Annotated in this window: 9 protein-coding genes; 6 read left to right on the top strand and 3 right to left on the bottom strand. The window is 33.9% G+C overall.

Annotated features, from left to right (window positions below):
- The first annotated feature begins 6 nt into the window (after positions 1 to 6).
- Together EDF66_RS17615 and murI are read left to right on the top strand one after the other, a co-directional pair.
- Positions 7 to 1,431 (top strand): glycoside hydrolase family 125 protein, encoded by a 1,425-nt coding sequence (locus EDF66_RS17615; protein WP_132844028.1) that lies wholly within the window; start codon positions 7 to 9, stop codon positions 1,429 to 1,431.
- Between the two features lie 52 nt (positions 1,432 to 1,483).
- A complete protein-coding gene (gene murI / locus EDF66_RS17620) occupies positions 1,484 to 2,314 on the top strand; it encodes a glutamate racemase (protein ID WP_132771981.1) in 831 nt (276 codons plus the stop codon).
- A gap of 58 nt (positions 2,315 to 2,372) precedes the next feature.
- Here the strand turns inward: murI and asnB are convergent, their stop codons facing one another.
- On the bottom strand, positions 2,373 to 4,061 hold the full coding sequence (gene asnB, locus EDF66_RS17625; RefSeq protein WP_132844030.1) for an asparagine synthase B: 1,689 nt from the start codon (positions 4,059 to 4,061) through the stop codon (positions 2,373 to 2,375).
- A 295-nt stretch (positions 4,062 to 4,356) separates the two neighbouring features.
- Between asnB and EDF66_RS17630 the strand changes: the two genes are divergently transcribed.
- The 4 genes from EDF66_RS17630 (at position 4,357) to EDF66_RS17645 (ending at position 9,377) form a co-directional block, all read left to right on the top strand.
- On the top strand, positions 4,357 to 4,920 hold the full coding sequence (locus EDF66_RS17630) for a Crp/Fnr family transcriptional regulator (RefSeq protein ID WP_132844031.1): 564 nt from the start codon (positions 4,357 to 4,359) through the stop codon (positions 4,918 to 4,920).
- 243 nt (positions 4,921 to 5,163) lie between these two features.
- Complete coding sequence (locus EDF66_RS17635) at positions 5,164 to 5,607, top strand: VOC family protein (protein WP_021189762.1); 444 nt, start codon at positions 5,164 to 5,166, stop codon at positions 5,605 to 5,607.
- On the top strand, positions 5,607 to 5,987 hold the full coding sequence (locus EDF66_RS17640) for a VOC family protein (RefSeq protein ID WP_021189761.1): 381 nt from the start codon (positions 5,607 to 5,609) through the stop codon (positions 5,985 to 5,987). Before EDF66_RS17635 ends, EDF66_RS17640 begins: the two co-directional genes overlap by 1 nt.
- Before the next feature lie 216 nt (positions 5,988 to 6,203).
- Positions 6,204 to 9,377, top strand: a complete 3,174-nt coding sequence (locus tag EDF66_RS17645; protein WP_132844033.1) for an AsmA-like C-terminal region-containing protein — start codon at positions 6,204 to 6,206, stop codon at positions 9,375 to 9,377.
- Positions 9,378 to 9,516: 139 nt separating this feature from the next.
- On the opposite strand, the gene EDF66_RS17650 is transcribed toward EDF66_RS17645, so the two are convergent.
- On the bottom strand, positions 9,517 to 10,470 hold the full coding sequence (locus tag EDF66_RS17650) for an arginase (protein ID WP_132771985.1): 954 nt from the start codon (positions 10,468 to 10,470) through the stop codon (positions 9,517 to 9,519).
- Positions 10,471 to 10,680: 210 nt separating this feature from the next.
- On the bottom strand, positions 10,681 to 14,529 hold the full coding sequence (locus EDF66_RS17655) for a TIM-barrel domain-containing protein (protein WP_132844035.1): 3,849 nt from the start codon (positions 14,527 to 14,529) through the stop codon (positions 10,681 to 10,683).
- Between the last annotated feature and the right edge of the window lie 39 nt (positions 14,530 to 14,568).

Here is a 14,568-nt window from a genome sequence, read left to right on the forward strand (position 1 = left end):
TTAACAATGAAACGCAGAACATTCATTCAAAATTCAGCCGTATTGGGTGCTGGATTATTTGCAAGCAAAGTATCTTTTGCTTCGAATCAGACTTCATTCCCAACAGTGCGTATTCCTGCAGATAAACGTCTATTTTCAAGTAAAGCTATTGAAAATGCAATTGTAACATTTGGTAAAGCAACAAGTAATAAAGAATTGGCTTGGTTATTTGGCAACTGTCTTCCAAATACCTTAGACACAACAGTATTCCCATATGTTGAAAATAATCGCAATTATACCTATGTAATTACGGGTGATATTGATGCGATGTGGTTAAGAGATAGTAGCGCTCAGGTATGGCCATACCTCGCATTTATGAAAGATGATAAAAGTTTGAAAAATCTGATTTCTGGATTAATACATAAACAGAGTAAATGCATCAACATAGATCCTTATGCTAATGCATTCTACAATGATCCTACAAAAAAAGGTGAATGGTTCAGTGACCATACAGACATGAAACCAGGGATTCACGAACGTAAATGGGAAATCGATTCGCTATGTTACCCCATCAGACTCGCCTATCACTACTGGAAAGAAACAAATGATGCAGGCCCTTTTAATGAAGAATGGGAAGCTGCACAGGAAAAAATCTATCAGACATTTATTGAGCAACAACGTAAAGAAAATCTAGGTCCATATAAATTTATGCGTACCACGCCAAGAGGATCAGACACCCTGCAGGTTGATGGTTATGGATATCCCGTTAAACCTGTTGGTTTGATTTGCTCCAGCTTTAGACCTTCAGATGATTCAACTGTTTTTTCTTTCTTGATTCCTTCTAATCTTTTTGCAGTAGTCAGCCTTAGACAATCTGCAGAAATCTTAAGAAAAGTCAAAAATAACAATACTTTAGCCACTAAAATGGAAGCACTAGCCAATGAAGTGGAATCAGCTGTTCAAAAACATGGAATAATAGATCACCCACAATTTGGAAAAGTATATGCTTTTGAAGTTGATGGCTTCGGCTCATTCTTAATGATGGATGATGCAAACGTTCCAAGTTTACTTTCATTACCATATTTGGATGCAGTAAAAGTAGAAGACCCCGTATATCAACGTACACGTCAATATATCCTATCAGAAAACAATCCGTTTTTCTTTAAAGGTACTGCTGGAGAAGGTATCGGTGGACCACATATTGGTCGCGATTTCATTTGGCCAATGTCTATCATGATGCGTGCCTTTACATCAAATAATGATAAAGAGGTAATCGAATGTGTTAAAATGTTGATTGCTACACATGGAGATACAGGTTTTATGCACGAATCCTTTCATAAAGACGATCCAAAAAACTTTACCAGAAAATGGTTTGCATGGCAAAATACTTTATTTGGAGAATTAATATGGAAAATTTATAAAGAAAAACCATCTTTGCTTAAACAAATATAGTTTACCCTATAGTAATAAAAGTGCTATAAGGTAATACTTATAGCACTTTTTTATGGAGCAAGAAAAAAAACAAATTGGTCCAATAGGGATATTTGATTCTGGATATGGTGGTTTATCCGTATTTAAAGAGATCAAAAAACAATTGCCTCAATACGATTACATCTACCTAGGCGATAATGCTCGCATTCCTTATGGAACCCGTTCATTCGAAACCGTCTATGAATTTACAAAACAATGTGTATTTAAGTTATTTGATTTAGGATGTAATCTTGTTATTCTAGCTTGTAACACAGCCTCTGCCAAAGCATTACGTTCAATCCAACAAAATGACCTTCCACCTGGAAAAAAAGTACTGGGTGTCATTCGTCCAACAACTGAAATTGTAAAAGAATTCACAAAAACAAATCAGGTGGGCATACTAGCAACAACAGGGACAGTGAAATCGGAATCCTACAAAATTGAAATCAACAAATTTTATCCCGAAATAAAAGTATTTCAACACGATTGTCCTTTTTGGGTACCTTTAGTTGAAAATAATGAAATCAATACAGAAGGAGCAAAATATTTCGTTGAAAAAGATATTGAAAAACTTTTAAAACAATCGCCTGATATTGATACCATCATATTGGCCTGTACACATTATCCCTTATTACTACCCGTGATTAAGCAATTTGTACCCAGCCATATCAATATCATTTCACAGGGACCACTCGTCGCTAAAAGCTTAGAAAAATATTTGGACCTGCACCATGATATTGAATACAAAAGTTCTAAAAATGGAAGCATGCAATTTTATACAACCGATGATCCACTTGATTTTGAATCAAAAGCAGAAATATTTTTCGGTCAAAAAATTAAAGCTACACACATTAAAGTCACATAAAAAAGGCCTCATCTACTAAAAGATGAGGCCTTTCCATTTTATCGATGTAATTTAGATCTTAATCAGCCAATACCTCTTTTTTAACATAACTATCATTATGAACCGCAGCAACAGCTCTGCCCGATGGATCATTTAAGTTTTGAAATGACGCATCCCATAATAAAGCTTCAGGAGTACTGCAAGCAACAGACTTAACAGAGGGCACTGTTTTAGCAGCCGCTTCTGAAGGGAAATGTGATTCAAAGATCGTACGGTATAAAAACTCTTCCTTATTTTTAGGAGGATTGATAGGAAATCTTTCCGCCGCACCTGCAAATACGGCATCACTTACTTTACTTTCAGCCTGTTCTTTTAAAGTATCGATCCAACTATAACCTACACCATCAGAAAATTGCTCTTTTTGTCTCCAGGCAATACTTTCTGGTAAATAATCTTCAAATGCTTTACGTAACACCCACTTTTCCATTTTACCATCCTTAATCATTTTATCGTTTGGGTTGATCGTCATGGCAACATCCATGAATTCCTTATCTAAAAATGGAACACGTCCCTCCACACCCCATGCCGCTAAAGATTTATTAGCACGCAAACAGTCATATAAATACAATTTCTTCAATTTACGAACTGTCTCTTCGTGAAATTCTTTAGCATTCGGTGCTTTATGAAAGTACAAATATCCTCCAAATAACTCATCAGAACCTTCTCCTGAAAGAACCATTTTTATCCCCATAGATTTGATCACACGTGATAATAAATACATCGGTGTAGAAGCTCTTATCGTAGTAACATCATAAGTTTCTAAATGGTAAATAACATCGCGGATAGCATCGAGCCCTTCCTGAATAGTAAAGTTAATCTCGTGATGGATAGTGCCAATATGGTCTGCAGCTTTTTGTGCAGCAATTAAATCTGGAGCACCTTTTAATCCAACAGCAAAAGAATGCAATTGTGGATACCACGCCTCTTCTTCATCACCAGATTCTATACGTTTGGAAGCAAATTTTTTTGTTACAGCAGCAATTACTGATGAATCTAAACCTCCGGATAATAAGACACCATAAGGGACATCAGACATCAATTGACGGTGAACAGCAGCTTCTAAAGCTTCACGCAATTTAGCTATATCTGTTTCAGCATCCTTAACTGCGTCATATGATTCCCATTGTCTTGAATACCAACGCTTAGGCTCTTTACTTTCAATGCTATAAATATAATGTCCCGGAGGAAATTGATCCATAGTAGTGCAAAATCCTTCTAAGGACTTCAATTCCGAAGCAACAAAAAATTGTCCCTTATCATCCATACCATAGTATAAAGGTATAATACCCATATGGTCACGAGCGACAAAAAATGAATCATTGCGAGCGTCATAAAGAGCAAAACCAAAAATTCCGTTTAAATCTTCTATAAATTGAGGTCCTTTCTCTAAATATAAAGCGAGTACAACCTCAGAGTCAGATTGTGTAGCAAAATCATAATTTGGCAGACTATCGCGCAATTCCTGATGATTGTAAATTTCGCCATTAACAGCTAAGACAACTTGCCCGTCTGGACTATATAAAGGTTGACTACCCGATTTTGGATCTACAATAGCTAGTCGCTCATGCGCAAGTATAGCCAGATCTGAACTATAAATACCTGACCAATCTGGTCCACGATGACGTATACGCTTAGACATTTCTAAAACTTGAGGTCTGATTAATGTGACAGATTCCTTTAAATCAAATGCTCCGATGATACCACACATATTATTGTTTTTTTATTGTTTCTTTCTTTTGATTGAATTATTGACACAAATTAAAGGAATAAATAATTAAATTCATAATGTTTTTTAAATTTTATTAAAAATTTAACATTAAACAACTAAGTTCTTTACCATTTATACATTAAAATGACTCAATCAGTACCAAATAAAAAATAAAGAACCCTCTAATAATCAACAATAAAACATGCATTACTAAATATACTTGTTTCATTTTCTAACCAGATTTGGTATTTTTTGCATAAATTCATACTAGAAAAAAAAATATAAATCACCCATTATGAAAGCTTTACTTCATCATTATGAAAATCTAGCAATTAAACAAAGTGACCTAAATAAAATAATGACCGGACATGAGCTTCTTCATTTTTCTAAAAATGATTTTTTACTCCGCAAAGACGAAAAGGCACATGAATACTATATTTTGGAAAGTGGCCTCATAAGGTCATTTATTCATGATTATAATGGAAATGAAATTACAACTGATTTCTTTGGTGATCATGATGTAGTTATCGAAGTCACTTCACTTTTTCTTCAATTTCCTTCTCCCGAAAATCTTCAATGTTTAACTGACTGTAGCGTTTGGAAAATTGATTTTAATACCTTTCAATCTTTGTATCATAACATTCCAGCTTTTAATGAATGGGGACGATCATGGATGACCTATGCTTTACACATTAACAAAAAACGTTTTATAGATATGGTTTCACTTTCTGCTACCGAACGCTATCATAATTTAATCAGTACCAAACCCCAAATAATTAAGCAAGCAGCTTTAAAATATATAGCTTCATACCTAGGCATAACAGACACATCGTTAAGTCGAATCCGAAAAGAAATATAATTTATCCGAGCAGTAAAATTACTTGTCCTATGCGAAGTCGATTGATTAGGGTTTACTTTACTTTTGAGTAAGATAAATAAAGCAACAGATCGTCAAGACTTTAAAACAGTTCTTTTATATTCTGGTTTATGAATAGAAACAAAACTTAAATAATAAAAATATTTTTTACCAATTTATTTACTGACATACAGTTGTCAAATCAACAACTAACTTTGATATAACTTAAATATAAAAAAGAAAATTATGGCTATTTTACATGCTTACTTAAACTTTAACGGTAATTGCGAAGAAGCTTTCAAATTTTACCAATCTGTTTTTAATACAGAATCACTAGGCATATACCGCTTCAAGGATATGCCAGCCGATCCAAATTATCCACTACCTGCTGATGCAGGAGATAAAATAATGCATACAGCAATTAAAATCAATGATTCTGTCATGCTAATGGGATCCGATTGTATCGAAGGTTTCGGACATAAAGCAACTTCTGGAACAAATGCTTATTTAATGTTGGATACAAAAACAGCTGATGAAGCAAAAGACTTATATGCAAAACTCACTGCAGAAGCACAAAATATCGAAATGCCATTAGGAGAACAATTCTGGGCTGAGCTATATTCGTCATTCCAAGATAAATATGGTATTTCGTGGATGATTCATTTTGAAGGGAATAAAAAAATGCAATAATGAAAAATGCAGTTGTATACTTTGAGATTCAAGCAACTGATCCTAAAAACCTTGCTTCATTCTATCAACAACTTTTTGGTTGGACATTTATTAAAGAAGAAAACCTTCCAATTGAATACTATCGAATAGAAACAGCAGGTATAATGGGTGGATTATTAAAACGTCCAGCAGAAGTTCCTCCGTCAAATTGTGGCACTAATGCATTTACATGTTCAATGGAAGTTGACGATTTTGATCAGACATCAGCAAATATTTTACATAATGGCGGAAAGATTGCCTTACCTAAGTTTGCAGTAATAGGAAAATGTTATCAAGGATATTTTACTGATCCGGACAACAATATCTTTGGGATATTTGAAGTGGACATCAACGCTCATTAAACGTATACTAAAGGGATTAATAACTTATTTATTAATCCCTTTAGTATATTTTATAAAAATATCTTCCCCCTATTTGCTATCCGTTTCACAAGATCAAGTTTATAAAGGCTCCGAATTTCTTTACCATCACTTTGTATAGGAATATTGAAAATTGTAATTTTTCAATATTGTTTTACAAAGATTTATACGTTCTTTGCAAATTCAAAAAAAGAATTTGTGTTAAAAAAATATCTACCCTACTTTTTACTCACTGGTAAAATAATCTTTACAGCTTGTATTTTATTTATTGCACTCATTTTTACTATTCCTTTATTATTTCAGGAACAAGTAAATACAAAAATTAAAGAGGTTATTAATGATCAGATTGATGGCGAGTTAAATTACAGTAAAATTCATTTATCTTTCTTCGACCACTTCCCTGCATTAACAGCTTCCCTTCATGACCTTTCCCTAAAAGGATCTGCTCCATTTAAAGATGTTGAGCTATTAAAAGCAAAACAGGTAAGTCTTGGAGTCGATATTCTAAGCCTTTTAAAGTCAAAAATTGTCGTTGAACAATTCTATATCGATCATGGCAAAATCCATGTTAAAGTAAATAAAGATGGTGAGTCTAATTATAATATCGTTAAAAAAAAGAATGATAAAATAACAAATACTGATGAAACAAGTACCGCAATTGACTTAGCCTTTAAAAGCATTTTACTTCAAAAAGTAGATGTGTATTACGAGGATTTATCAGTTCCAATCATCCTAGAAGCTAAAAAAATGGATTATGAAGGTCATGGTGATCTCATGTCTTCACTTTTTGATTTAGATAGCAAAGTAGACATACAATCATTAAGCCTAACTTTCGACGGAGAAAAATATGTAGATGATAAAATGATACATGCCAGTCTCATGACTAAAGTAAACACCAATACATTGGCTTTTATATTTGAAAGGAATGACATTCGGATCAATAAACTTCCTGTTAAATTTAAAGGTGAATTTGGTTTCTTAACAAATGGCTATCATCTGGATTTTAAATTAAAATCCAGTAAAAGCACTTTATCTGAATTACTATCTTTAGTTCCGACCTCCTACTCGAAATGGTTGGCCGAAACAAAAATAAAAGGTAACTCAGAACTATTCATAGATCTCGTAGGGGAATACATTGTGGAAGAACATAAAATACCAGATCTTACCGTGGGTTTAAATATTACAGATGGATACTTTTCCAATAAGACGGCTAAAATCCCAATAGAAGATCTACAGACAAAACTTAAGATTAACCTTCCTCAATTAAACCCAGATTCTCTTTTAATTGAATTAAAACAATTTGAATTTAAGGTTGCTTCCGGATATTTCAACAGCAAAGGAATAGTTAAAGGACTAAATCCTTTATATGTAAATACTGAATTTAAAAGTAATCTAGACTTAAGTGCTGTCAGTAATGCACTAGCTTTGCCCACCTTAAGCTTTAGAGGAAATTGGATGTTAGCTGGTTTTATTAATGGAACCTACGCAACGGCTATTAAAACCTCAGGATTAAGAAATAAAATAGATACTACCATTGCATCTATACCTAATTTTGATATTCACAATACGTTACGCAAAGGGTATTTCAAACTCGCAAATTTACCTGCAGCTATCGAAAAAATTGAGTATGATTTAAAAGCAACATGTAATGATGCAAAAATCACCAATGCTCAAATTGCATTAGATCATATTGACATTAAAGCACTGAACAATTACATAAAAGGATTTATACATATCAACGATTTGCTAAAATTAGATGTCAAATCAAATATGCAGGCTGATATTCAATTGGCCGATATTAAAAAAATATATCCAGTCGATAGCCTTGAAATATCGGGAAAAATCTTTGTCAATATGGTAGCTGATGGTAAAATGGATCTAAAAAAAGGTACATTTCCACAAACAAATACAACAGTTACTTTAAAAAACGGATTTCTAAAAACACTAAATTATCCCCTTCCAATTGAGGAGATAAATATTGAAACCTATATATCCAGTGAAAAAGGTTCTTTAAAAGATTTAAAAGTTAAAGTTTTACCGATATCTTTCAATTTAGCTGGCGAACCTTTCTTTTTGCATGCAGATTTGCAAAACTTTAAAAATATACGCTATGCAATTAAGTCTCAAGGGAAGCTTAATTTAGAACCCCTATATAAAATATTTGCCATAAATGGGATAAACGTCAATGGTTATATTAGAACCGATCTGGATCTCGCCGGATTACAAAGCGATGCTACAAGTGGGCAATACCATAAATTAAAGAACCATGGAACATTAGACATCGGGCAAATACAAGTACAATCTGAATTATTTCCTAAACCCTTTAATATTAAAAAAGGACATTTCACTTTTGCCAAAGAGAAGTTAGTTTTTAGCGATATCGCATCTTCATATGGACATAACAAATTAAATATTACAGGATACTTAGATAATCTTATCCAATACTTCACAAACACAACACAGACATTAAAAGGTAATTTTCAATTAAGCAGCCCCATTATTAATGTAAATGATTTTACATTTTTTGCTGAAACTGAAAACAGTAGCCCAACAAGTACTAATTCAGGCGTAATTTTAATACCAAAAAATCTAGATATCTCAGTTAATGGCATCGTAAATAAAATGAAATATGATCAGCTTACATTAAATCAACTAACGAGCAAAGTATCAATTCAAAATGGAAACCTTTCATTCTCAAATACAGGATTTGAACTTTCAGGATTAAAAGTGGCTATGAATGGTCAATATAAAGCATTGAACAGCAATAAAGCTCGATTTGATTACCTCGTAAAAGCTGATAGTTTTGACATCCAGCGTGCTTATCATGAAATCCCTATGTTTAAAGAAATGGTTTCTTCTGCGAAAAATGCCCATGGACTGGTATCGCTTGAGTATCAATTATCAGGACTTCTAGATAACAACATGAATCCAATAATGCCTTCAATAAAAGGAAGTGGTTCCTTGACCCTTGAACAGATCCAATTCATGGGGTTTAAACTATTGAACAACATTTCAAAAGAAACTTCAAAAGAAAGTCTAGCTGATGGATCGGTCAAAAAAGTAAAGATCAATACATCCATAGCCAATAATGTAATGACTATTGCACGTACTAAAATGAAAATGGGATTTTTCAGACCTCGTTTTGAAGGACAGGTCACACTGGATGGTAAGATGAATCTTGGATTCCGATTAGGGCTCCCTCCTTTTGGTATTTTTGGAGTTCCAATGCGAATAACTGGTAGTGCACAAAACCCAATAATAAAATTAGGGAAATATAAAGAAGATGATCTGGATACAGATATGGACAATGATGATAAAAAATTATATCGAGAATCATTGATGCAAGATTCAATCACAATATCCAACAAATAGACGATAAAATAAAAAAAGGTATCCAAAATCACAATAGATACTTAAAGAATATTAAAATTAAAAAGGCGAAGGATTGTTTTTATCAAATAATCCTTCGCCTTTTTAATCCATTCAAATTTTAAAAGTCATGAATAATAGATTATCTTTCGATGGATTTAGTTACTTTTTCCAATATTTCAAAAGCCACTTCAGCCATTTTATTCCCTTGGTGATCCAATAACGGATTTACTTCTACCACCTCAAAGCAAACAACCTTCTTAGAGCTTAATATACCTTCAAGCAATTCTATAACTTCAGAAGCATAAAAACCTTTAGGGACAGGCGTACCAGTTCCATCAGAAATTAACTCGCTATCCATGCTATCAACATCAAAAGAAACATAAATCAGATCACAACCGGCGAGTTTCTTCATCACCTCACGTATACAGCCCTTTACAGATAACTGACGAACCTCGTCGACAATATAATTCTTAATTTCTAAATCATTGATTAATATATCCTCAGGAGGTTCAGTATCACGTACACCAAAATAAATCAAATCCTGAGCCTGAAATTTCCCTAAATGTCCACCAATACCCTTTAACTTCTGCCAATATTTTTTCGTCTCCTCATCAGGCCGATTAACTGTGCACAATAAATTATCTACGCCTAATGTAGCTGCCAAAGGCATACCATGTAAATTACCAGAAGGAGTGGTGTAAGGAGAATGGATATCGGCATGAGCATCAATCCAAATTACCCCTAATGATTGATCGGGGTAAACAGATTTTATTCCAGAAATAGTTCCAATAGCAGAAGAATGGTCCCCTGAAAAAACTAAAGGAAAGAAACCTTCTCTTAATGTCCTTTCAACGACAAGTGCAACCTCACGGCATTGCTCGTAGACTTCTTTAATTCTTTTAGCATAGGGATGGAAGGACGGGTCGTAAACTGCATCATTGCGAGTTTCCACATCAATATGAGGATAATTATGAAAGTATTGGCTTCCCTTATTAATCGCAGCAACCTCAATAGCATCAATTCCTAAATCGGAACCTCTTGTTCCAGCCCCTATATCAGATCTATTTTTGATAATTTTTATGGATCTTTTCATACATCAAATCTAAAACTAGGCATACAATTAAAAATAAAAACCACGAAACATAATATGAATACTTAATATTCACTCATTGGGTTATAATTGTTTATATAAAGATAATTATTTCAAGTTAATAATACCGTCTAATACTAGGATAAGAATCAAAAACAAAACGGGCTTAGAAATATTTCTCTAAGCCCGTTTTTTATAAAAAATAAAAGGAATTTAAAATCTTAATGTATTCAGATTTTTATCAACTAAAAACCCTTGAACAGCTTTCAATGTATATTTTAAATCTTTTTTTGCTCTAAGTTTCAAAACAAATAGATCTTCATTTCCATTTAAAGCTTTTTGATCGCCAATATTTACAAAAGTAGGGTATAATACTTTTTCACCACTAGTATGAAGTCGGTCATTGGTCAGGTTATCCATCCCTTTAACAGCTAACGCCTGAACTGAAATAAATTCGTAATCTTGCGACTGATATGGTAATCCAAAACTGATGGCATTAACAGATTTAAGATCCTTACCTTTAACCATAATTTCAATGATCTCATCCTTCTTATAACTTGCTTTCGGAATCGATAAGCTGATTTCACCTGCAACTTTTTCGACTTTAGGATCTTTGATACCACCATCTAATTGAGTAGCTACAACTGAAATATCATAAGCATCAATTAAATCATTTTTATTAATATCACCGTTACTAACATAGCCTTCAAAATCAGCATCACCCCTTTTCAAACCAGTATAATTTGTATAAGAAGTCAAATCATTTCGATCTATCAAACGATCGTTGTTGATATCACCAGGAATGTAACTCTCTGTACCAGGAACTTTAAAAACATACATTTCACGACCTGAACCAAATCCGCCGACTCCTTCAGTAATTGCTAACTTAACATAACGAGCTGTAGGCTGATTAGCAAAATTGAAGATCTTCAGTTCATCATTATTAGCCCAGTTAAATGCACCTGCTTCTGTCCAGCTATCTTTATCTGCGCTATAATAAACTTTACCTTTCAGCACAATACCGTTACCACGACCTGTACGAGGTAAATAGTGAATCTTATCCAATTGATTAACAGACTTTAGATCTAAAATCATATCAAATGGTAATGCATTTTTACCCCATGCAGTATGCCACATATTACCTTCGTCAAAGTCAAAAAATTTATCAACTCCTGATCCATCTTGATTCTCAGCTGTTGTTTCGCCTTTAATATCATGAATAGCAAACTCCAGTGGATTTGACTTCGTCACGGACTTAACTTCAACCCAATCAGAAAAACCATTCTTATTGACAGCTCTTAACTTAAAAGTATACGCCGTTTCTGGACTTAACCCATCAAAGAGCAATTCATTCTCCTTGATCGTCGAATAAAGCATATCTTTAAATTCGATCTCATAATAATCAGCATGGTCTACCTTGCTCCATGTCGGCTTCAATGTATATGCAGCTTTATTATCTTCACTAACAATAGCATTTTGAGGCGCAATCAATGCACCCGAAGAAATGCGGAAACGATCCTGTGGATTAAATTCAAATCCCTCCAACAGTAAGCTTACATTATTTGCTGTAATATCTGTAGAGGCCAATTTAATATGTACAACAGGATTTTTAGTAATAATCTGCTTCTCAAATTCACTACCTTTAGTTGCAAACTTATTCATGTTAGGCGCAGCATCATAAAAATAAACATTTTCTTGATTAGCCAATTCTCCTAAAGAATTTACTTCAACCAATTTAACCTTGCGTTTTCCAATCAGTCCAGTCAGTTTTTTAGGTTTTGAAGTAACGTTTATTCTAAATTCTGTTTGCTTATTTTTCACGAAACCATCAAAATCACCAATTGTAGAATTCACCGTAACAGCTAACCGATTTTTTCCGTCTAAAGATGATTCAATTAAGGTAGAAGATCCTTTACCTAATTTATAAGCTTCAGAAACCCCATCATCATCATACTCCGTAAAAGACGTTTTTCCTTCTGGATAGATTTCATAAATACGAAGTCCTTTATTTATTTCATGAACGTTATTGTTTGGATTTGCCATGGGAATAATGGAACCATTTTTTACAAATACGGGCAATTTCCAGATCGGCGAATCAAAATTATTGAGAATAACATTTCCAGTAAATTTATCACCTGTAAAATAATCTACCCAAGTACCCTCTGGTAAATAAATGCCATTACGCACATCATTACCTTTATCATCAGATTTCGTAGCCTGATAAATAGGAGCTACTAAAAAGGAAGGACCGTATAAATATTGATACTGTGTAGATGTTCCTTGTGTATAAGCATTTGGGTACTCTAAGAACAGTGCTCTGATCATCGGTAAACCATCTACTGCTTCTTTAGCAATACTATAAGCATAAGGAATAAGCTCTGATTTTAATTTCAGATAATTACGATTAATTGAGGTAACAGGCTCACCCAGTGCATGTGGATATTTTTCATTCGAACCCCACCCGTCCATATTCAACTCCATTGGAGTAAAAGTTTTCCATTGAAAATCACGAATATTGACCGCATTATTTTTACCTCCAAAAATACCATCCATATCGGATGTAATATTAGGCTGGCCAGATAAACCTGAACCTAAATATGTCGGAATATGGAATCTGATATATTCCCAGACACCACCAGTTTGATCGCCAGACCAAATGCCGGCATAACGTTGCGTACCTGCCCATCCGTCTAATGAAATAGTGAACGGTCGAGCTTCATTTCCATAATAAGGAATAATATGACCAACATCCGCCACACCATTCAATCCAAAAGAATAACCAGCACCTACCCAGGCAACATCCGTTTTCAGAACACGAACTCCAGCATCTCTCACTTCTTTTACGATATCACGTTGCAATAATGCACTGATCTCAGGTTTTGGATGTAAATCAGACTGTGTCCACAATCCAATTTCAACCCCATTCTTACGTGCGTAATCACCAAGACTTTTTAAATTAGCAATATTACCATCTAAAGTTTCTGTCTGTCCGTAACCCGCTCCATAACCATCATTAGGCAACAACCAGCCAAAAGGCATATCATGCTTCCTATAACTATCAATAACAGCACGCGCCGAGAATTGGTAATTATTCAATTCTCCATTTAAAGACTCCTTTATACCGCCATTATCTTTTTGACCTTCCTTATAGCGCTTCCCATCTTCAAACAAGATGCCCTTTTCATCCTCTTTCCAAAAATCTCGGTTGTAAGCATTCAGATGACCTTGATAAAAACCAAACTTCGGAAGTAAAATAGGATTTCCTGTTAATTGATAGAAATCATTCAACAAAGGAACTGCGCCATCATTTACCATGAAGAAGACATCAAGATAGTCGCTGTCATGTGTCAATTGAACTTGTCCTTTTTCTTTTGAACCAAAATCATACTTACCGGGCTTGAAAGTATACCACATAAAACCATATCCTCCGGATGACCAGTAATAAGGAGTAGGCGAAGCAACACCACCGTCGGTCCAGCTATTTTGATTTTCAATAGAGATTACTTTTCCTTTATGAGAAAAACGACCATTCTGAACACCTCCCCCATAAAAATACTCCTCCGGTTTTTCCTGAAGACTTAAAGTTACCTTTCCCTTTTCAAATTGAATAGGTTTTGTAAAAACAATAGACTTGTCTTTATTTTTTTGATTAACAACAGTCAATAAATTAGTTGACTTATCAATAACAACAGAAATTTCATCTGTAGCAATAGTTATCTGATTATTTGAATCGTTAAGATTTAAAAGATGAACAGGCTTTCTGGGATTTGAAACTAATATCGAAGCTGCAGGTTTGGCTTCTGGATCACGAATGATACCTCCGGTATTATCCTGAAACAAACGAAAAATATGTCCTCCGTAAAAATCAAATGTTAATCGTTGATTATCGGAAAATAAAACCTCTATTGTCGTCGCATTTATTTTTTTTGCGCTCACAATAGTTAACGTTGGATTAATTTGCTTCTGCAAAACCTCTCCCTTGAAATTGGCCTGCGTAGGAGCAATACTAACCATTAAAGGAAATGCCAAAGCAAACATCACCTTTCTGTGTTGTTTATACATTATGTTACAATTTTGTGTTTTCTTATTTTATTTATAGCT

Source organism: Sphingobacterium sp. JUb20 (genome assembly GCF_004342035.1).
Classification (GTDB): Bacteria; Bacteroidota; Bacteroidia; order Sphingobacteriales; family Sphingobacteriaceae; genus Sphingobacterium; species Sphingobacterium anhuiense.